The 17,976-nt window shown below is 67.5% G+C and carries 19 protein-coding genes; 11 read left to right on the top strand and 8 right to left on the bottom strand.

All coding sequences use genetic code 11. The annotated features are described in order from the left end of the window. Positions 1-92 precede the first annotated feature (92 nt). Both GVN21_RS14815 and GVN21_RS14810 read right to left on the bottom strand, forming a co-directional pair. Entirely contained in the window at positions 93-653 is a 561-nt protein-coding gene (locus tag GVN21_RS14815) for a pyridoxamine 5'-phosphate oxidase family protein (protein WP_166575536.1), read from the bottom strand. A 23-nt stretch (positions 654-676) separates the two neighbouring features. After that, positions 677-1,405: a glycosyltransferase family 2 protein gene (locus GVN21_RS14810; RefSeq protein ID WP_166575535.1), complete on the bottom strand. Its 729-nt coding sequence runs from the start codon at positions 1,403-1,405 to the stop codon at positions 677-679. 71 nt (positions 1,406-1,476) lie between these two features. Here GVN21_RS14810 and GVN21_RS14805 point away from each other — a divergent pair, with 71 nt between their 5' ends. From GVN21_RS14805 to GVN21_RS14795, 3 genes are all read left to right on the top strand, one after another. Further along, positions 1,477-3,231, top strand: coding sequence for a glycosyltransferase family 39 protein (locus GVN21_RS14805; protein WP_166575534.1), 1,755 nt, complete (start codon positions 1,477-1,479; stop codon positions 3,229-3,231). A 2-nt stretch (positions 3,232-3,233) separates the two neighbouring features. Then, positions 3,234-4,139: a hydroxymethylglutaryl-CoA lyase gene (locus GVN21_RS14800; protein ID WP_166575533.1), complete on the top strand. Its 906-nt coding sequence runs from the start codon at positions 3,234-3,236 to the stop codon at positions 4,137-4,139. 328 nt (positions 4,140-4,467) lie between these two features. Further along, entirely contained in the window at positions 4,468-5,163 is a 696-nt protein-coding gene (locus GVN21_RS14795; RefSeq protein WP_166575532.1) for a response regulator transcription factor, read from the top strand. A 33-nt stretch (positions 5,164-5,196) separates the two neighbouring features. On the opposite strand, the gene GVN21_RS14790 is transcribed toward GVN21_RS14795, so the two are convergent. Both GVN21_RS14790 and GVN21_RS14785 read right to left on the bottom strand, forming a co-directional pair. After that, a complete protein-coding gene (locus GVN21_RS14790; RefSeq protein WP_166575531.1) occupies positions 5,197-5,550 on the bottom strand; it encodes a hypothetical protein in 354 nt (117 codons plus the stop codon). Then, the gene (locus GVN21_RS14785) at positions 5,547-6,218 is read right to left on the bottom strand and encodes an energy transducer TonB (protein ID WP_166575530.1); all 672 of its coding nucleotides are present in this window, start codon (positions 6,216-6,218) and stop codon (positions 5,547-5,549) included. Before GVN21_RS14785 ends, GVN21_RS14790 begins: the two co-directional genes overlap by 4 nt. A 95-nt stretch (positions 6,219-6,313) precedes the next feature. Here GVN21_RS14785 and GVN21_RS14780 point away from each other — a divergent pair, with 95 nt between their 5' ends. The 6 genes from GVN21_RS14780 to GVN21_RS14755 all read left to right on the top strand — a co-directional run bounded on the left by GVN21_RS14780 (position 6,314) and on the right by GVN21_RS14755 (position 13,708). Then, the gene (locus tag GVN21_RS14780) at positions 6,314-8,716 is read left to right on the top strand and encodes a M20/M25/M40 family metallo-hydrolase (RefSeq protein WP_166575529.1); all 2,403 of its coding nucleotides are present in this window, start codon (positions 6,314-6,316) and stop codon (positions 8,714-8,716) included. 43 nt (positions 8,717-8,759) lie between these two features. Further along, positions 8,760-9,116 (top strand): arsenate reductase (glutaredoxin), encoded by a 357-nt coding sequence (arsC, locus tag GVN21_RS14775; protein ID WP_166575528.1) that lies wholly within the window; start codon positions 8,760-8,762, stop codon positions 9,114-9,116. Between the two features lie 197 nt (positions 9,117-9,313). Further along, complete coding sequence (locus GVN21_RS14770) at positions 9,314-10,696, top strand: M23 family metallopeptidase (RefSeq protein ID WP_166575527.1); 1,383 nt, start codon at positions 9,314-9,316, stop codon at positions 10,694-10,696. A gap of 450 nt (positions 10,697-11,146) precedes the next feature. Beyond that, positions 11,147-13,099, top strand: a complete 1,953-nt coding sequence (rpoD, locus tag GVN21_RS14765) for an RNA polymerase sigma factor RpoD (protein WP_166575526.1) — start codon at positions 11,147-11,149, stop codon at positions 13,097-13,099. Between the two features lie 73 nt (positions 13,100-13,172). Beyond that, positions 13,173-13,430 carry a hypothetical protein gene (locus tag GVN21_RS14760; protein WP_166575525.1) on the top strand — a complete coding sequence of 86 codons (258 nt, stop codon included), beginning with the start codon at positions 13,173-13,175 and terminating at the stop codon, positions 13,428-13,430. After that, entirely contained in the window at positions 13,427-13,708 is a 282-nt protein-coding gene (locus GVN21_RS14755; protein WP_166575524.1) for a type II toxin-antitoxin system RelE/ParE family toxin, read from the top strand. Before GVN21_RS14760 ends, GVN21_RS14755 begins: the two co-directional genes overlap by 4 nt. Before the next feature lie 9 nt (positions 13,709-13,717). Here GVN21_RS14755 and GVN21_RS14750 read toward each other — a convergent pair whose 3' ends face one another. Beyond that, positions 13,718-13,924, bottom strand: coding sequence for a hypothetical protein (locus GVN21_RS14750; protein WP_166575523.1), 207 nt, complete (start codon positions 13,922-13,924; stop codon positions 13,718-13,720). A 144-nt stretch (positions 13,925-14,068) separates the two neighbouring features. On the opposite strand from GVN21_RS14750, the gene GVN21_RS14745 reads away from it, so the two are divergent. After that, positions 14,069-14,386 (top strand): Mpo1-like protein, encoded by a 318-nt coding sequence (locus tag GVN21_RS14745; protein WP_166575522.1) that lies wholly within the window; start codon positions 14,069-14,071, stop codon positions 14,384-14,386. A gap of 54 nt (positions 14,387-14,440) precedes the next feature. Then, entirely contained in the window at positions 14,441-14,800 is a 360-nt protein-coding gene (locus GVN21_RS14740; protein ID WP_166575521.1) for a hypothetical protein, read from the top strand. Between the two features lie 36 nt (positions 14,801-14,836). Here GVN21_RS14740 and GVN21_RS14735 read toward each other — a convergent pair whose 3' ends face one another. The 3 genes from GVN21_RS14735 to GVN21_RS14725 all read right to left on the bottom strand — a co-directional run bounded on the left by GVN21_RS14735 (position 14,837) and on the right by GVN21_RS14725 (position 17,907). Further along, positions 14,837-15,541 (bottom strand): hypothetical protein, encoded by a 705-nt coding sequence (locus GVN21_RS14735; protein WP_166575520.1) that lies wholly within the window; start codon positions 15,539-15,541, stop codon positions 14,837-14,839. A gap of 96 nt (positions 15,542-15,637) precedes the next feature. Next, positions 15,638-16,252, bottom strand: coding sequence for a TIGR02466 family protein (locus GVN21_RS14730; protein WP_166575519.1), 615 nt, complete (start codon positions 16,250-16,252; stop codon positions 15,638-15,640). Positions 16,253-16,296: 44 nt separating this feature from the next. Continuing rightward, positions 16,297-17,907 (bottom strand): carboxylesterase family protein, encoded by a 1,611-nt coding sequence (locus GVN21_RS14725; protein ID WP_166575518.1) that lies wholly within the window; start codon positions 17,905-17,907, stop codon positions 16,297-16,299. Between the last annotated feature and the right edge of the window lie 69 nt (positions 17,908-17,976).

Below are 17,976 nucleotides of genomic sequence, written 5' to 3'. Positions count from 1 at the left end.
CCGGCCCTCGCCTCAACCGCCAGTCAACAATCGGCTGAACCGCACCAGACCCACCGCCGGCGCAAACCGGGGACAGGTAGCCGGCTACGAGGTCAACCTTTCCCCATCGGCCGCACCAGTCCCGGCAGCCCATCGATCGACAGCGCATTGCTTTCGTACCGCCGCTCCGCCCATTCATCCTGCGGCCGATGGTCCACATGCCGGCGCAGCTGATCCCGCTCCCCCTGGTACTCAAAGAACGGCACCCCCCAGCCACAGCTGTCGGAGATCCGCCGGATCCGCACGGTCACGATCCCTCGAGCCCGCTCGAACCCCGGAAACAGCGCCATCTTTTCGGCGAACCCAGGCTCCCCGAACGCCACCGCCTCCCCGGTCCCATAGAGCCGCAGGATGCTCGCCGCCCCCTCGAACGCGCAGAACATCAACGTAATCCGCCCATTCTCCCGAACATGCGCATGCGTCTCAATGCCCGACCCGCCGAGGTCCAGATAAGCCACCGTCACCGGATCGATAATCGCCAGGCTGTCATACCCCTTGGGCGACACATTCACCGACCCCTCCGCGGACAGGGGCGCGGTGGCCACGAAGAACAGCTTCTGGGCCTTGATGAAGGTGATGAGGTTGTCGTCCAACCGCTCGTATAGTTTAGCCACCTTCGCCCCGCCCCTCGACGCCCCTAGACCTCGTCCACGCCCTGCGGGTTGCGCGCCCGGGTGTTCAGCCACATCACGCCCAGCAGGTCGCTGACCGAGGCCTTCAGCCGGCCCCAGTTGTTGTATTTCGACACCCCGCTCTCTCGGTGCCGGTGGTTCACCGGCTCGAACGCCGTCTGATACCCCTCGCGCAGCACCAGGGCCGGCAGGTAGCGGTGGATGTGGTCGAAGTAGGGGAGCGCCAGGAAGACGTCGCGGCGGAAGGCCTTCAGCCCGCAGCCGGTGTCGTTGCAGTCATCGTTCAGCAGCCGCCGGCGGATGCGGTTGGCCCAGCGGCTGGCCCAGCGTTTGGCCTCGCTGTCCTGGCGCTTGACCCGTTCGCCGCCGATCAGCCCCACCGTCTCGGGCGAGGCCTTCAGCCGCTCGGCCAGGCGGGGGGCGTCGGCCGGGTCGTTCTGGCCGTCGCCGTCCAGGGTCACGATGATCGGGGCCCGCGCCGCCCGCACGCCCGAGCGGATCGCCCGGCTCTGGCCGCTGTTCTTCCGGTGGGCCAGCACCCGCAGCTGCGGGATCTCGGCCTTGAGCGCCGTCAGCCGCGCCTGGGTGTCGTCCTTGCTGGCGTCATTGACGAAGATCAGCTCATAGGACCGGTCTCCGAACGCCGCGGCGATCTCGCGCGCCAGCGCCGGCGCGGCCTCGCCCTCGTCATAGACGGGCACCACGATCGAATAGTCGGGAACCGGATTTTGCATGCGCCCTCCATACCTGAATTCGGCCTTCAAGGAAGGATAGGCGGCTGGCGGAACATGCTATCAAGCGCGACATGAGCCTCGAATCCCGTCTCGACGCCTTGCTGGACACCCTGGCCAAGGGCTGGCGTGGTCCCGCCGTGGCCGCCCTGATCGCCTTCCTGGCCGGCCTTCCAGGCGTGATGGCCATGCCCTCGCTCGACCGCGACGAGAGCCGCTTCGCCCAGGCCACGGCCCAGATGCTGGAGACCGGCGACTTCGTTTCCATCAACTTCCAGGACCAGTCGCGCGACAAGAAGCCGGTCGGCATCCACTGGTTCCAGGCCGCCAGCGTCGCCCTGTTCTCCAGCGTCGAGGACCGCGACATCTGGGCCTACCGCATCCCCAGCCTGCTGGGCGCCATGCTGGCCGCCGCCGCCTGCGTCTGGGGGGCCCGCGCCTTTTGGGGCGACCGCACCGCCCTCCTGGCGGGCGCCATGTTCGCCGCCGGCTTCCTGCTGTCGACGGAGGCCTTCATCGCCAAGACCGACGCCATGCTGGCCGGCTGCACCACCCTGGCCATGGCCGCCCTGGCGCGGCTCTACGGGGCGTCAAAAGGCATAGGCACAGCGGGTTGGCGAACCCGATTGCTGCTCTGGCTGGGCATCGCCTTCGGGGTGCTGGTCAAGGGGCCGGTGATCCTGATGGTCTTCCTGCTGACCCTGGCCGCCCTGTGGGTCTGGGACCGCGACGCCAAGTGGATGCGGAACCTCAGCTGGGGCTGGGGCCTGGTCCTGGTGCTGGCCGTGTTCGGTCCTTGGGCGGTGGCCATCAGCGTGGCCAGCGACGGCGCCTTCTGGGGCGCGGCGATCGGCGGCGACCTGGCCCCCAAGCTGGCCGGGGGCCACGAGCGGCATGGCGGCATCTTCGGCTACCACCTGATGGTCTCGCCGCTGACCCTGTTTCCCTGGATTCTGCTGGTCCCCGCCGCCGTGATGCTGGCCTGGAAGCAGCGCAATGAGCCGGGCGTCCGCTTCGCCCTCTGCTGGCTGGTCCCCACCTGGCTGGCCTTCGAGATCCTCCCGACCAAGCTGCCGCACTACACCCTGCCCGCCCACGCGGCCCTGTTCTGGCTGGTCGCTGCCGCCGTCATGGCAGCGCCCGGCCGCTGGACCCGCATTGCCGGCGTCGCCCTGCTGGGCCTGGGCGGCGTCCTCCTCGCCGGGGTCTGCATTGCCGCGATGGTCGAGTACGGCGACCAGCCGGACCTGATCTGGACCATCCTGACCGCCGGCCTGTTCCTGGCCACGGCCATCGCCGGCGGCATCCTGCTCTATCGCGGCAAGCCCTTGGGCACAGTCGTCACGGTCGGCGTTCTCGGCTTGCTCAGCCACGCCTTCATCGTCGGCCAGCTGGCCCCGCGTCTGGAGCCCCTGTGGCTGGCCCGGCGCACCGCCATGGCCCTGGAGCGGACTGGCCTTGACCCCCGCGAGGGCCGTGCGCCTGGCCCCGTCGAGGTGGCCGGCTATTCGGAGCCCAGCCTGGTCTTCGCGCTGGGCACCCGCACGGGCCTGGGCGGGCCAGAGGACGCCGTCCGCGCCCTGGCCGAGGGCCGCCCCGCCATCGTCGAAAAGCGGGAGCAGGCCGAGTTCCTGGCCCTGATGAAGGCCTCCGGCGTCAAGGTCGACCCGATCACCCGGCTGAAGGCCATCAACTACAGCAATGGGGACGACATGGACCTGACCCTGTACCGCGGCGTTCCCCGCGCTACCGACCTGGCCCGCCAGCCGGCCGCCGCCACACCAGGCGCGCGCACCGCCGCCCCGGTTTCAGAGCCCGACGAGGAGTAAGCATGAGCCGTTTCATCGAGATCGTCGAAGTCGGCGCCCGCGACGGCCTGCAGAACGAGAAGGCCATTCTCGAGCCGGCTGAACGCGTCGAGCTGATCACCCGGCTGGAAGCCTGCGGCGTGAAGCGACAGGAGGTGGTCAGCTTCGTCAATCCCAAGCGCGTGCCCCAGATGGCCGGCGCCGAGGAGATCATGGCCGCCCTGCCCCACCAGGATGGCCGCAGCCGCATTGGCCTGGTGCTCAACGAGCGCGGCTGGGACCGCTGCGTCGAGGCCGCCTGCGACGAGGCCAACATCGTGGTCTGCGCCAGCGACGGCTTCGGCATCCGCAACCAGGGCGCCTCGGTGGCCGAACAGGTCGATGCTCTCGGGGCGATCGTGGCCAAGCGAGGCGCCAGCGGCGGCCCGCCGATCACCGCGACCGTATCGGTCGCCTTCGGCTGCCCCTTCGACGGGGAGGTGCCGGAAGCGCAGGTCGTTTCCATTTGCCGCGCCGCCGCCGCGCTGGGGGTGGAGGAAATCGCCCTGGCAGACACCATCGGAGTGGCCGACCCCTGGACGGTCCGCAAGCGCATCGAAGCCGTCCGCCAGGTCATCGGCGACATCAAGCTTCGCCTGCACTTCCACGACACCCGCAACACCGGCCTGGCCAACGCCTTCGCCGGAGTAGAGGCCGGGGTCGACATCCTCGACGCCTCGGTCGGCGGCCTCGGCGGCTGCCCCTTCGCCCCCGCCGCCACCGGCAACATCGGCACCGAAGACCTGGTCTACATGCTGACCCGCGCCGGATTCGACACCGGCCTGGACCTCGAACGTCTTATCGAAACCGCCGCCTGGGTCGGCGAACGGATCGGCAAGGCGCCCGCCTCGTCCCTCAGCCGCGCGGGCGTGTTCCCCAAGGCCGCCTGACGGACACGGTGTCGCAACCCGCCACCCTACCGGCCCCTGAGTCAAACGGCCGCGCCCTCAATCCCGGAAAGCGGCAAAACCCTTAACCGCCAACGCCTTGGCCGAACGACCCGAACCGATCACGAAAGAGTCATCCCCCGCCCGCCGGGCCTTTTTCGGAACCCCGCTTGCCCCCGATTCGCAAATCGGCTTAACGATTCTTTCCAACGGGCCGTTCACCATTAACCAGTCTTAAACCCCACCCGCCGGAAATTAACCGGCGGGCAAGGACGAAGGATTCCGTCCGGGCAAGACGATCTAGTTCCGCTGGGCGCGGGGAGGACCTTGGATGCGAGTTCTGTTGATCGAGGACGATAGCGCCACGGCGCAAACGATCGAGCTGATGCTCAAGTCCGAAGGGTTCAACGTCTATACGACGGACCTGGGCGAGGAAGGCGTCGATCTGGGCAAGATCTACGACTACGACCTCATCCTGCTCGACCTCAACCTGCCCGATATGTCCGGCATGGACGTGCTGCGGACCCTGCGCAACGGCAAGATCAACACCCCGATCATGATCCTCTCGGGCACCGCCGAGATCGACACCAAGGTCAAGACGCTCGGCGGCGGGGCCGACGACTACATGACCAAGCCCTTCCACAAGGACGAGATGGTCGCGCGCATCCACGCGGTCGTCCGACGCTCCAAGGGCCATGCCCAGGCCGTCATCCAGACCGGCGACATCGCTGTGAACCTCGACGCCAAGACCGTCGAAGTGGCCGGCAGCCGCGTCCACCTGACCGGCAAGGAATACCAGATGCTGGAGCTGCTCTCCCTGCGCAAGGGCACGACCCTGACCAAGGAGATGTTCCTCAATCACCTCTACGGCGGCATGGACGAGCCGGAACTGAAGATCATCGACGTCTTCATCTGCAAGCTGCGCAAGAAGCTGGCCACGGCCAGCGGCGGCCAGCACCATATCGAGACCGTCTGGGGCCGCGGCTACGTGCTGCGCGACCCGCAAGACGGCGTGGTCGCAGCCTAGGTTCAAGCCGCATCGAACTGACGAGCGCCCGCCCTAACCGGCGGGCGTTTTCGTTTCCAGGGGCGGGATATCCTCGGGATCGGGCTTGGGAAACGACTTCAGGCAGGCGTCTCGATCCTTGCTCCGCAGGGTCTTGCGGCTATGCCCAAGCCGGACAAGCTCGCGCTGCTCCTTGAGAATATCGACGGCAGTCATCGAACGGTTCATCGCGAAAGCAAAGTGCAGGGTGCTGACCTGGTGAACCCGGCCGTTCCATTCCCGCCTCTCGGCGGCGGGCGCGACGTCGAGGTCGGCGACACTCCAGGCCAGGCAGTCCTCGACCGAACCGGGCTCGGGATCGGGATCGGCCAGCAGGGTGGCGGCGAGCATCAGCGAAAGCAGGATCATTGCATCCCCGACAAGACTTCATCGATCGCGATCATGCAGTCGGACCGCACCGCCGCCTGGGCGGGATCGCCCCGCAGGCGAGCAGCGCGGACCAGGGCTTTGTCGATCCGATCCGCCGACTCGTCTGGTCCGACGCCATGGATCGCGAACTCGAGCGAAGCGAGGGCGTACCAGAGGAAGCCGTACTTCTGGTCACTCTCATCGGCGTTGACCGAGCCATCGTCGAGGGTCACCGCCAGGCAGGCCAGGGTCTCGTCGAGACTGAGCGGTGAGCGTTCCAGCAACACGCCGTCTTCCGGCTCCTCCGGCGCTTGGAAGGAAAATGGAATCCTTATGCGGGCCTCCTCCGGGGCGCCATTCCTCATCGCGGGTTCGAACAGGCCTTCAGTCTCGAGCACCCGGATCGCCGCCGGACCGAAGCCGTAGCCGGTCGGATCTTCGCTGATCACCTCGCAGTCGATCGGCTTGCCTGCGATCGTGACGGTGCACTTCAACACCACCCTTCCCCCGATCCCGGCCCGATACGCGGCGTTCGGGAAGAAGCGATCGACAACCTCCCCGCTCGGCAGGGTCGCCCATTTGGGCGGCTTGTAGCCGGGCTCGGTCGCCCGCGCCCCGCCAGCCAGCGCGACGGCCATCAACAGCAGCGGAATCCAGACAACACGCATGGACCCATTGTGGCACGCGCCGCACGGCCGGCAACGACCTTGCGCGAACCGGCGACGCGTGGCCCCCTCGCAACCCGACGTATGGGGAACGGGACATGACGCGCACGATCTGGCTGGCCATCGCCCTGGCGCTGGCCGCCCTGCTGGCCTGGCAGGGAACGATCACGCCCAAGCCGGTTCCGGCCAACGCGCCGGCCGACGTCTTCTCCGCCGAACGCGCCCTCAAGGACATTGCGGTCATCGCCCGCGAGCCACACCCGATCGGCTCGCCCGCCAACGCCAAGGTCCGTGACTATCTGATCGCCCGGATGACCCAGCTTGGCCTGTCGCCCACGGTCCAGGCGGCCGACGCCCTGAGCCCCGTATCGCCCGACAATCCCGACTGGCTGACCGGCGCCCATGTGGAGAACGTCATCGGCATCCTGCCGGGCAAGGATCGCGCCGCACCGGCCCTGATGCTGATGAGCCATTACGACAGCGTTCCCAGCTCACCCGGCGCGGCCGACGACGCGGCCGGGGTGGCCTCCAGCCTGGAGGTCATCCGCGCCATCAAGTCCCGCGGCGTCCCGGCCCGCGACATCATCGTGCTGGTCACCGACGGGGAGGAGTGGGGCCTCAGCGGCGCCGAGGCGTTCTTCAAGCAACATCCGCTGGCCAAGCGCACCGGCCTGATCATCAACATGGAGGCGCGCGGCAACGGCGGGCGGGCCAACATGTTCGAGACCGGGCGGGACAACGGCGAGCTGATCGAGGTGTTCAAATCGAGCGCCGACAAGCCCATCAGCAGCGCCCTGGCCGTCTTCCTCTATGAGAAGATGCCTAACGACACCGACTTCTCGGTGCCCAAGCGAATGGGCATCCAGGGCCTGAACTTCGCCTTCATCGGCCGCCAGTTCGACTATCATTCCCCGACCGCGACGGTAGCCAACCTCGACAAAGGCTCGGTGCAGTCGATGGGTGACCAGGTGCTGGCCGCCACGGCCGGCCTGGCTTTTGCCCCCAAGCTGCCCGGCAAGGCGCCCAGCGCCGTCTATAGCCAGACATTCGGCGACCATGTGCTGGCCTATCCGCCCGCGATGGGCTGGCTGGTCCTGGCCCTCGCCGGCGGTTTGCTGCTGCTGGCCGGCTGGCGCGCCCGGCGGGTCGGTGAGCGGCTGCCCCGCATGGATGGCCTCAAGGGCGCCGCCGGCCTCCTGCTGATCGGCGTGGCCAGCGCCCTGGTGCTGAACCTGGCCCGCCGTGTCACCGGCGTGGGCTTTGGGTTTATGGAGCAGCGCCCCCTGCTGGCCGAATGGGCGATGTGGGAGACAGTGCTGTTCGTGCTGGGTCTTGGGGTCACCCTGCTAGTCCCGATGGCGATAAACGCCACCCTGGCCCGGCGCTGGCTACTGCTGCCGCTCGGCGCCGCGATCGGCGCCCTGGGCAGCCTGTTCGGTGGCTTCGATGCCGTCGGCCTCGGGCTGGGGGTAGTCGCTGGCATGCTGGCAGTGTTCGTCGTCGGCCGCCCTGTCGATCGGGCCGCCGCCTGGGCCGGTGCCTTGATCCTGGCCTTCGTGATCACCGGCGCCCTTCAGGCCTTGCTACCCCAAATCGCCTTCCTGTTCGCCTGGCCGCTGACCCTGGCCGCCCTCGGCGCCGCCGCCAGCCGCTGGGGCGCCGACGGGCGGATGACCCCGCTGCTGGCCCTGATCGCCGCCGCCGTCTGTGGCTGGCTGGCGGTCTACGTCCACCTGACCGCCCAGGGTCTCGACTTCCCCGCCCTGCTCGGCCTGTTCGCTCTTCTGGCGGCGCTGGCGCTCTGGCCCCTGGCGCAGCCCGACAAGGGCAAGGAGCCGCCGCCCCTGGCCCTGGGCCTCATTGTCTTCGTCCTGGCCATCGCCGTGGGCCTACCTGCCGTCATGGCGCGACAGCCCTGGAGCGACCGCTACCCCGAGACCTACAGTCTGACCCACATCACCGACCTGCAGTCCGGTAAGGCCTGGGTGACCAGCCCGACGGCAACGCCGGGCCTGACCCTGTACAGCCGCCTGCCGGCCAAGCATCTGACCGAGGCCAGCCTGCCGCCCCTGGCCGACCGGCCGGTGTTCGTCGCGCCTGTTCAGCCCGTCCCGGTCACAGCCCCGACCCTGACCCATCGCATCGAACCCGATGGCTGGGTGACCATCACCCTGACGCCGCCCCCCGGCGCGCGCATCGCCCGGCTGAACCTCAAGCTCACCACGCCGGTCAAGGACGTCACCCTGCAGGGCCAGCCGACGGCTTGGCTCTCAAAGCCCAAGGTCTGGCAACGGCTGCGCTGGGCGGGTGATGGTCGGCCCCTGGTGCTGTCCTTCCGGCCGGCCACGGCTGGCAATGGATCGGCCGAGGTCGATTTTGGGACGCTGCTGGAGTCCTGGCCTCAGGGCGCCAAGCCGCCGCTGGAGCCCATTGGTGGGTTGATGCACTGGGGAACCAGCGGTTCGACCGGGGTGGTCGGCAAGGCGGTGGTCCGCTGGTGAGTCCCGCGCTAGGACGGGCGGCGTTCTCGCCAGGAGCCGTACGATGACTTCGCCCACCGTGACCATCTTCCACAATCCCGCCTGCGGGACCTCCCGCAAGACCCTGGCGCTGCTCCAGGAGCATGGCCTCGAACCGACGGTGGTCGAGTACCTGAAGGTCGGCTGGACCGCCGACCAGCTGCGCGACCTCCTCGCCCGGATGAGCGCCTCGACCCACGACATATTGCGGGTGCGAGATACCAATGCGGAAGACCTGGGCCTGACCGATCCCGCCGCGCCGGACGAGACACTGATCTCCGCCATGGTCGCAGACCCGAAACTGGTCAATCGCCCCATCGTCGTGACACCCAAGGGCGCCGCCCTCTGCCGGCCCCAGGAGAAGGTTCTGGAATTGATCTGAATCGCGCCAGGATCGCCCGCGATGGTTAAGCTCCGTTAAGACCTGACGTGACAAAAGAGCCAAAGCACTGAATTGTGCTTGCCTTTCAAGGGTAGCAGCGGGCAAGAAACGGCCCGTGAATTGCTGGGGGGCGTCCCAGCCGTACCATTCTGAAGCGGTGCTCCCGAGTTCGGGGGATCAAGCGCACGAGGGAACGAATGCAAGAGTTTGATCCGCGACGCCCGACGACCCGGCTTGCTCCGAAGGTCTTCGTTGCTGTTGCGGGCCTCAGCGTACTGGCTCTGGCCTGGCGCATGACCGACGCCAAGGAAGCCACGATCACGCCTCCGATGGACCCGGCCGCCTTCGCCGCACTGCAACATCTGGCCTTCGCCCAAGCCGAGGCCCTACCAGGCTTCTCCCGCGGCGAGAGCGTCAACGTCGAGGTCCGCCCCGGCGAAACCCTGCAGGACGCGGTCGAGCGCAGCGGCGTCGCCGAGTCTGACGCCCGCCAGGTGGTGGGCGTGCTGTCCAGCGTGATGGACACCGTCAACATTCGCGCCGGCATGGACTTCATCGCTTCAGTCGCCCGTCCCGAGGGCCGCCGCGGCCCGGCCAAGCTGGTCGGCCTGTCGATGCGCACCGGCCAGGCCAAGACCATCACCGTCTCCCGCACCTTCGACGGCGCCCTGCGCCTGCGCGAAATGGCCGAGACCGTCCGCGAAGAGACCACCGTCGCCTGCGGCGAGATGGACGGCAGCTTCCATGAAAGCGCGCTGAAGATCGGCGCCAACTCGGCGATCACCGCCCAGGCCTCCAAGCTGTTCAGCCACAAGATCGACTTCAGCCGCGACATCAAGGCGGGCGACCCCTTCTGCCTCGTGTTCGACCGCAAGGTCACCGACAGCGGCCGCACCATCGAGGCCGGCGACCTGCAGTACGCCGAGATGAAGGGGATGAAGTTCTACGGCTTCACCAAGGTCGACGGGAAGCAGATGTTCTTCGACGACCTGGGCAAGAACATCAAATCGGCCCTGCTGCGCACGCCCGTCGATGGCGCCCGCATCACCAGCCGCTTCGGTTTCCGCCGCCACCCGATCCTGGGCTACAACAAGATGCACCAGGGCATCGACTTCGGGGCCGGCACCGGCACCCCCATCCTGGCGGCCGGCGACGGCGTGGTTGAGATGGCCGGCCGTTACGGCGGCTACGGCAACTGGGTGAAGATCAAGCACGCGGGCGGCTACGCCACCGGCTATGCCCACATGTCGCGCTACGCCAAGGGCATCCGGCCCGGCGTGCGGGTCAGCCAGGGCCAGGTGATCGGCTATGTCGGGTCGACCGGCCGCTCGACCGGGCCGCATCTGCACTACGAAATCTTCTTCAAGGGCGCCCGGATCAACCCGATCGGGGCCAAGGTGCCGACCGGCTCGGTGCTCAGCGGGCCGGACATCGCCCGCTTCAAGGCTTCCAAGGGACGGGTCGACGCCCTGCTGGCCGGCCAGGGCCGCGAGGCGCCCGGCAAGGCCAAGAAGCTGCAGAAGACCGAGGTGGCCGACGCGAGCAGCGCCGGGCTGCGCAAATCCCAGGGCGCCCGATAGTCTGAGCGCCAGGCAGGCGTCTGGGCGAATTCGCCTGAAATATCATGCCCGTCAGGCCTGCCGCCCTTGACTCGCAGGGGGCGCCGCGCCATCTGCGTCAACGTGGATTTGCAAGGTTGTGACTGACATCGACCGGGCCGCCGTAGTGCGCGCCCCTCGCTCGAAGAAGATGTCGCCGTTGCCGCCGGCCAGGTCCCTGGGAATGCCGTTTTCGGAGTCGAAAGACGATGGGATCGCGCCCGAGACGCCGACGTCTCCGCCGAGGGCTACCTCGCGGAGCGATTTTTCATGGCGGACTCGGTGTGGTCCTTGCGACGTTTCGACGCTGTTAACCGAGATGGCGTGACAGGAACCTTTCAGCCGCCCGGCCCCTGAAAGATCGACAGACAGCAATTTTCGGCGACGACGGCCCCTTTTGCCCAGGGCGTCCGGCGCCATTGGAGACAGTTGATGAGCACCACCACCACCGAGCAGACCGAGGCCCCCGAAGCTCCCGCCGCCGACGGCCCGCTGCTCGACCTGACCGATGCCGGGGTCAAGAAGTTCATCAAGCAGGCGAAGGCCCGCGGCTACGTCACCATGGACGAGCTGAACAAGGTGCTGCCCTCGGAGGAAGTGAGCCCCGACGCCATCGAAGACACCCTGGCCATGCTGTCGGAAATGGGCGTCAACGTGGTCGAGGCCGAGGAGGACGCGGCCGAGGGTGAGGGCGGCGCGGTCGCCAATCGCGAGGAAACCTCGATCACCACCGAGGCGGAAACCAAGGCCGCCTATGACCGCACCGACGATCCGGTGCGGATGTATCTGCGCGAGATGGGCAGCGTCGAACTGCTCAGCCGCGAAGGCGAGATTGCCATCGCCAAGCGCATCGAGGCCGGTCGCGACGCGATGATTCGTGGCCTGTGCGAAAGCGCCCTGACCTTCGAAGCCATCATGGTCTGGCGCGAGGAACTGGGCTCGGGCCGCATCCTGCTGCGCGAGGTCATCGACCTGGAAGGCACCTACGGCGTCATGTTCCCGGCCGCCCAGCCAGTCGTTCCTTCCGAGGACGGCGAGGCCGCCGAGCCGGAAGACAAGGCCGAGGGCGAAGAGAAGCCCGAAGGCGAAGAGGATGAGGACGATTTCGACGATGGCGCCGGCCCGACCGTCAGCGCCATGGAAGGCGAACTGCGCGAAAGCGTCATGGAAACGCTGGACGGCATCGCCGCCGAGTTCGACGGCTTCCGCCGGCTGCAGGAAAAGCTGGTTGAGCGCCGGCTGCAGGGCAAGGACCTGACCGAGGCCGAGCGCAAGGACTACACGGCCGCGACCACGGCCATTGTCGCCAAGCTAAAGACCCTCAAGCTGAACAACAACCGCATCGAGGCGCTGGTCGAGCAGCTCTATGCGATCAACAAGCGTCTGATGGCCCTGGAAGGCCGCCTGCTGCGCCTGGCCGACAGCTACGGCATCAGCCGCGCCGAGTTCCTCAAGGCCTATTTCGGCCAGGAGCTGAACCCGGGCTGGCAGGACACCGTCAAGCAACTGGGTGTGCGCTGGACCAAGTTCGTCGAGAACGACGTGACCAGCGTCGGCGACATCCGCCAGGAAGTGGCCGCCCTTGCCACCGAAACCGGCGTGCCGATCGACGACTACCGCCGCATCGTCCAGACCGTGCAGAAGGGCGAGCGCGAGGCCCGGCAGGCTAAGAAGGAAATGGTCGAGGCCAACCTGCGCCTCGTGATCTCCATCGCCAAGAAGTACACCAACCGCGGCCTGCAGTTCCTGGACCTGATCCAGGAGGGCAACATCGGCCTGATGAAGGCGGTCGACAAGTTCGAGTACCGCCGCGGCTACAAGTTCTCGACCTACGCCACCTGGTGGATTCGCCAGGCCATCACCCGCTCGATCGCCGACCAGGCGCGGACCATCCGTATCCCGGTTCACATGATCGAGACGATCAACAAGATCGTTCGCACCAGCCGCCAGATGCTGCACGAGATCGGCCGCGAGCCGACCCCGGAAGAGCTGGCCGAAAAGCTGGCCATGCCGCTGGAGAAGGTGCGCAAGGTCCTGAAGATCGCCAAGGAACCGATCTCGCTCGAAACGCCGATCGGCGACGAGGAAGACAGCCACCTGGGCGACTTCATCGAGGACAAGAACGCCGTCCTGCCCATCGACGCGGCCATCCAGAGCAACCTGCGCGAAACCACCACCCGGGTGCTGGCCTCGCTCACCCCCCGTGAGGAACGCGTCCTGCGCATGCGGTTCGGCATCGGCATGAACACCGACCACACCCTCGAAGAGGTAGGCCAGCAGTTCAGCGTCACCCGCGAACGGATCCGCCAGATCGAGGCGAAGGCGCTGCGCAAGCTGAAGCACCCGAGCCGGAGCCGGAAGCTGCGGAGCTTCCTGGACAGCTAGACTCAGAAGCGCCCCGGACCACCTCCGGGGCGTTTTTCTTGACGGTTGGCGGCGGGAGGGTCAGGCTTTGGGCATGGCGGACGGCTTCGACATCCACGTGGATCGGGATCGCGCAGGCAAACTGGCCGATGTCGCCGAGGCCGCCGGCCTGACGCCGGAAGCCTATGTCCTGTCGCTCGTCGATCAGGCGATCGCCGGAAATGACGACGGTTGGGCCGAGGATATGGCCAGGCTGGCCGAGTACGACCTTACAGGTGTCGCCTCACCGGCCAAGGAGGTCTTCGACCGTATTGAAGCAAAGATCAGGGCCAGGATGGCGGTTGGCAATTGATCTGCAGGGTCAATGTCCTGCCGGGCGCCGAGGCCGACATTGATCGGCTGGTGGATTTTCTGATGGAGCGGGACTTGGCCGCCGCTCTTAGAGCTCATCAGCTGATCAGGCGCGGAATTGAATCTCTCGATATTTCACCGGGACGCGGCCGCCCCACGAACGATCCGAATGTCCGGGAACTGGTGCTCTGGTTCGGCAAGGCCGCCTACGTCGTTCGCTATCGGATCGGCGACGGCGAGGTCACTGTTGCGGGCGTGTGGCACAGCCGGGAGCCCTGAAGCTTATCGCTAGGCCGCTGCCAGATGCCCCCGCAGCCAGTCCGCAGCCTCGTTCGACGGCGTGCGTAGCTCGGCGCCGGTGATGCCGCAGCGGAGTTCCGCCCCGACCTTCAGCGCGGCAGGCAGACCCTCGTAGAGGGCGCGGGCCTGGGCTGTTTCCGGCAGGCGGAAAACCCAGACATCCATCACATGCAGTTCGTTCACCGACGCGGACATCGTACCCGAGACCTTCGCTTCCTATGTTCGATGGCCCATCCTGGCAGACCCAATATGAACCGCGACTGAGCGGGCGGTGCAGGATCGGCGCCGGTCCTGGGGCCATTTCTTGACCATCGCCGCGCGTGGGACGATGCTCCGCCCATGGCCAACCTTCCTGCCGGCGAACGCTATCGCACCTTCCGAGATTTCTATCCCTTCTACATGACCGAGCACGCCAACCCGGTCAGTCGGCGGCTGCATGTGGTCGGCACCGGGCTGGTGATCCTGGCGCTGTTCGCCGGAATCCTGGTCAATCCCTGGTTCTTCGCCGCCGCCCCGATCATCGGCTACGGCTTTGCCTGGGTCGGTCATTTCGTGTTCGAGAAGAACCGGCCGGCCACCTTCCAGTATCCGCTGTTCAGCCTGATGGGCGATTTTCGTCTGTTCTTCGAAACGGTAAGCGGCAAGCGCCGCTGGTAGCGACGGAGCAAAGACACGCGTTGCGGTGTTATCCTTTCCAAAGGAGATCACCTCATGCGCAAGTTCTTCGTTCTGGGTTCCATACTGGCCTCTCTGACCCTGGCCGGCGCCGCCGCCTCTCAGGAGGGCGGCTCGGCCACCAAGCCCACGAAGGGAATCCTTTGCCTTGATGTCGGCGGTGAGGCTCGCCCGCCGGTTTGCCGCGGTTCGTCCAGCCGGATCGACCAGGGATACGATATCTGCATCTGCGAGACCGCCCAGCGGGTGGAGACCCCCGTCTGCGGCAAGGGCGAGAAGCCTCCGACCGAGAACCGCGCCTATGAGCTGGCGCGCAAGGACGCCGCCCGTGACGGCAGCCTGATCGGCGATACCTACGAGGGCCGGCGGATGTGCGTCAGGGCCCGCAACGGCTAGCGCCGTGCGAGCCCCACGCCCCCACCAGCCAGGCCATCAGTTGGCCCAGGTGGTGTAGCCCATCTCCAGGTTCTTCACGGCCAAGCCGGTGATGCCGTTAATCCGGAACTGGCTGATCCGGCCCTGGTTGGTCTTCATGCAGATGTAGCTGCCGACCGGCACGGCCGCGAGGGGCACCCGGGCGGTGGTGAAGCTGGCCACGCGGCAGCCATCCCGGCCACGGTTCGACCGGTCGCCCACCGCGATCGAGGCGCCGTTGATCGGGGTCAGGTACTTCTCGGCATGGGTCACCGCCTGGAACCAGAGGTCGGCGCCGGCCCCGCCCACATTGCCGTTGTCGAAGTTGACCTGGTAGGTCTGCGGCACCACGGCCGGCCCGGTCGAATAGGTCACCGGCGGCGGCAGGATCGGGGTCGGCGGGATCAGGATGACCGGTACGGTGCATTTGAAACCGCCCGGCTTGGTCGAGCAGATCTGGCCCACCGGCGCCTCACGCTGGATCGAGCCGCTGGCGCCGTAGACGCACATCAGCGCCTTCTTGCCCCCGATCGTGACGATCTTGGTTTCGCTGAGCGAATTGACCTGCGGCGTGGTCCACCAGCCGCCGGGCAGCGGGTTGACGATGGTCCGCTGGGCCGAAGTGAGCGGGCAGTCGAACTCGGCGGCCGAGGCGGAGCCCGCGGCCGCGCAGAAGAGGGCCGCGGTGGCGGCCCCGGCGAGGTAGGTGATGGTCTTGTTCATGGTAGCCTCCCAAACGGAGCAAGATCGCTCCATGGGCCCACCATGAATCACCGCATCTGAACGCCATCTCGGACGACGGCGTTATCTGGCGTTCAGCTAACGCCAGCCGTAGTTGAAGCTCACTGACACCCGCTCGGTCTTCGCCCCGTTCGGCGGCACCTCATGGCGCAGCCAGCTTTCCCACATCAGCAAAGTCCCTGGCGCTGGCGTTTCATAAACGAACGGCTGCTGGTCAGCCGGGGCGTCGGGCTTACGCATCGGCGCGGCCATCATCATGGCCAGGCGCGGGTCTTCCAGCTTGAGCGCCGAGGCGCCGGGGGGCACGGCGACGTAGACCGTCCCGCTGATCACGCTGTGGGGGTGGATGTGGCCCGTGTGGCCGCCTCCGGCTTTGAGGACATTGACCCACAGGCTGTCGAGCCGCAGCCGCCCGCTGGCCAGGTCCAGTCCCAGTTCGCCCGCGAACGCCTTGGCGTGGCGGTCCAGGGTGGTCTTCAGGTCGGCGAAGGCGCTGGCCCGCGTCCACAGCGGCCCTGGCGAGGAGTAGGAGGTGTAGCCCGGATAGCCGTTGGTCTTCGACCAGGCCCGGCCGGCCGTATCCTCCGCCGCCATCATGGCGCAGGCGCCCGCCAGGTCGACGAGGTCGAAGCCCCGCTGCCCTTCCAGTTCGGCGCGGTAGAGGCGGGTGGCGAAGAGCAGGCGGCTGGTCATGGCGGCGGGTTAGGCCCTTACGCCCGCCGCTGTCAAAGCCGTCTTCAGGTCACCGCCTTGCGGGTGGCGGCGTAGGGGTCCTCGACCACCCGGCTGGTCAGGTTGAACACCATGGTCGAGCGCTTGGCCGCATCATAGGCGGGCCACTTGGGCAGCGCCGGCGTGCCGGGATTTCCGGTGTGGGCGAAGGCGGCCCAGGCGGCGCTCATCTGCGCGGCCATCAGCTTTGGCTCCGGCCCCGGCCCGACCAGCACCCGGCTTTCCTCGACGGTGTTGAACACCAGGGGGATTTCCAGGGTGTGGGGCGAGCGGAACGGCCCGACCGGCGTCTCCCACTCCAGCAGGTAGAACCAGGCCTTGGCCCGCCCCTGCGCCGCCTTGCGCTCGGCGATCTGCACGCTGCCGGCGAACATCCGGCCGTAGGTGACCAGGTGGGTGGCGCGATAGGTCGGGGAATCGTTCGGGAAGTCGGTCTTCAGCGCCGCCAGCACCGCCTCGGCCTTGTCGCCCAGGATCATCTTGGCCATCGCCGCCAGCCCGGGCTCATCCAGCTTCCCGAACCAGGGCTGGGAGGCCATGAACAGGGTCATCTCGTCACGGTTGATGCCGATCAGCACCGGGACGTCGGCGGAAATGTCCGGCGCCTTGGGATCCCACGGCTGGCTGGGCAGCGTCTTGCCATCGACCACCGGCGCGAAACCGGTGCGGTCGAAGCCGGCGCCGGGTTGCTTCTTTTCGGCGGCGTAGGCCGCGGCGGCCAGCTTGTCGGCCGGGACCGCCCGTAGGCCGGCGATGTCGCCGTCCGCCAGGCCCAGTTCGGCCATCAGGTCCTTGCGCAGCTTGTCCGCCCGCTCGGCCGGCACGGCGCGAACGCCCGGCCCGCTCTGGATCACCGCCTTGTGGAACAGGCCCTTGGCGCTGGGCATCGCCATCAGGTAGCTGACCTTGGCCCCGCCCCCGCTCTCGCCGAAAATGGTGACGTTGCCCGGGTCGCCGCCGAAGGCGGCGATGTTGGCCTTCACCCATTGCAGGGCCGCGACGATGTCCAGCATCCCGGCGTTGCCGCTGCCATCCACACCCGGCAGATGGGTATAGCCGAAGACGTTGAGGCGATGATTGATCGACACAACCACCACATCGCCGTCCCGCGCCAGGCGCTTGCCATCGTACATCGGCCACCCGGCTGAACCGTAGGCAAAGCCGCCGCCGTGCAGCCAGACCATCACCGGACGCTTGGTCTTCTGAGCGGGGTCACGGGTCCAGACGTTGAGGTAGAGGCAGTCCTCGCTCTGCATCTCCACGTCCTTGCGGGACGGAAACACCGCCTGCAGGGCCTTGCCCAGTTCAGAGGTCGGTTCGGTCGCCGAGGGCGAGGGCATCTGCATCGCCGTGCGGCCGAAGGTCCGGGCGGTGAACATTTCGGTCCACTTCGGCGCCGGCCCCGGCGGGGCGAACCGGCGCTCGCCCACCGGCGGCGCGGCATACGGCAGGCCCAGATAGTGGGCCGCGCCGTTGTCATAGCCACCGTACACGGGCCCCGAGGTCGTCTCGACGCGCAACAGAATCTTCGCCGCCGCGGGCGACGCGGCGAGGAAGGCCGAGCCGGCGGCGCCGAGCGTCAGCAGGCCGCGGCGACTGAGGGTCTGGGTGGTCATGGCGCGTCTCCGGCGTTTTCGAACCAACGGTATCCCAGCTTTGGCGGGCAGGCACAGGGAGATTTCCTG

The organism is Caulobacter sp. SLTY (assembly GCF_009905535.1).
In the GTDB taxonomy this organism is placed as follows: domain Bacteria; phylum Pseudomonadota; class Alphaproteobacteria; order Caulobacterales; family Caulobacteraceae; genus Caulobacter.
This window is presented reverse-complemented; position numbering and strand designations above follow the sequence as displayed.

Bases quoted from the DNA above. Each gene is read 5' to 3' on its own strand.
- GVN21_RS14810 (WP_166575535.1), bottom strand. From the start codon at position 1,405: ATGCAAAATCCGGTTCCCGACTATTCGATCGTGGTGCCCGTCTATGAC.
- GVN21_RS14805 (WP_166575534.1), top strand. From the start codon at position 1,477: ATGAGCCTCGAATCCCGTCTCGACGCCTTGCTGGACACCCTGGCCAAG.
- GVN21_RS14800 (WP_166575533.1), top strand. From the start codon at position 3,234: ATGAGCCGTTTCATCGAGATCGTCGAAGTCGGCGCCCGCGACGGCCTG.
- GVN21_RS14795 (WP_166575532.1), top strand. From the start codon at position 4,468: ATGCGAGTTCTGTTGATCGAGGACGATAGCGCCACGGCGCAAACGATC.
- GVN21_RS14790 (WP_166575531.1), bottom strand. From the start codon at position 5,550: ATGATCCTGCTTTCGCTGATGCTCGCCGCCACCCTGCTGGCCGATCCC.
- GVN21_RS14785 (WP_166575530.1), bottom strand. From the start codon at position 6,218: ATGCGTGTTGTCTGGATTCCGCTGCTGTTGATGGCCGTCGCGCTGGCT.
- GVN21_RS14780 (WP_166575529.1), top strand. From the start codon at position 6,314: ATGACGCGCACGATCTGGCTGGCCATCGCCCTGGCGCTGGCCGCCCTG.
- arsC (WP_166575528.1), top strand. From the start codon at position 8,760: ATGACTTCGCCCACCGTGACCATCTTCCACAATCCCGCCTGCGGGACC.
- GVN21_RS14770 (WP_166575527.1), top strand. From the start codon at position 9,314: ATGCAAGAGTTTGATCCGCGACGCCCGACGACCCGGCTTGCTCCGAAG.
- rpoD (WP_166575526.1), top strand. From the start codon at position 11,147: ATGAGCACCACCACCACCGAGCAGACCGAGGCCCCCGAAGCTCCCGCC.
- GVN21_RS14760 (WP_166575525.1), top strand. From the start codon at position 13,173: ATGGCGGACGGCTTCGACATCCACGTGGATCGGGATCGCGCAGGCAAA.
- GVN21_RS14750 (WP_166575523.1), bottom strand. From the start codon at position 13,924: ATGTCCGCGTCGGTGAACGAACTGCATGTGATGGATGTCTGGGTTTTC.
- GVN21_RS14745 (WP_166575522.1), top strand. From the start codon at position 14,069: ATGGCCAACCTTCCTGCCGGCGAACGCTATCGCACCTTCCGAGATTTC.
- GVN21_RS14740 (WP_166575521.1), top strand. From the start codon at position 14,441: ATGCGCAAGTTCTTCGTTCTGGGTTCCATACTGGCCTCTCTGACCCTG.
- GVN21_RS14735 (WP_166575520.1), bottom strand. From the start codon at position 15,541: ATGAACAAGACCATCACCTACCTCGCCGGGGCCGCCACCGCGGCCCTC.
- GVN21_RS14730 (WP_166575519.1), bottom strand. From the start codon at position 16,252: ATGACCAGCCGCCTGCTCTTCGCCACCCGCCTCTACCGCGCCGAACTG.
- GVN21_RS14725 (WP_166575518.1), bottom strand. From the start codon at position 17,907: ATGACCACCCAGACCCTCAGTCGCCGCGGCCTGCTGACGCTCGGCGCC.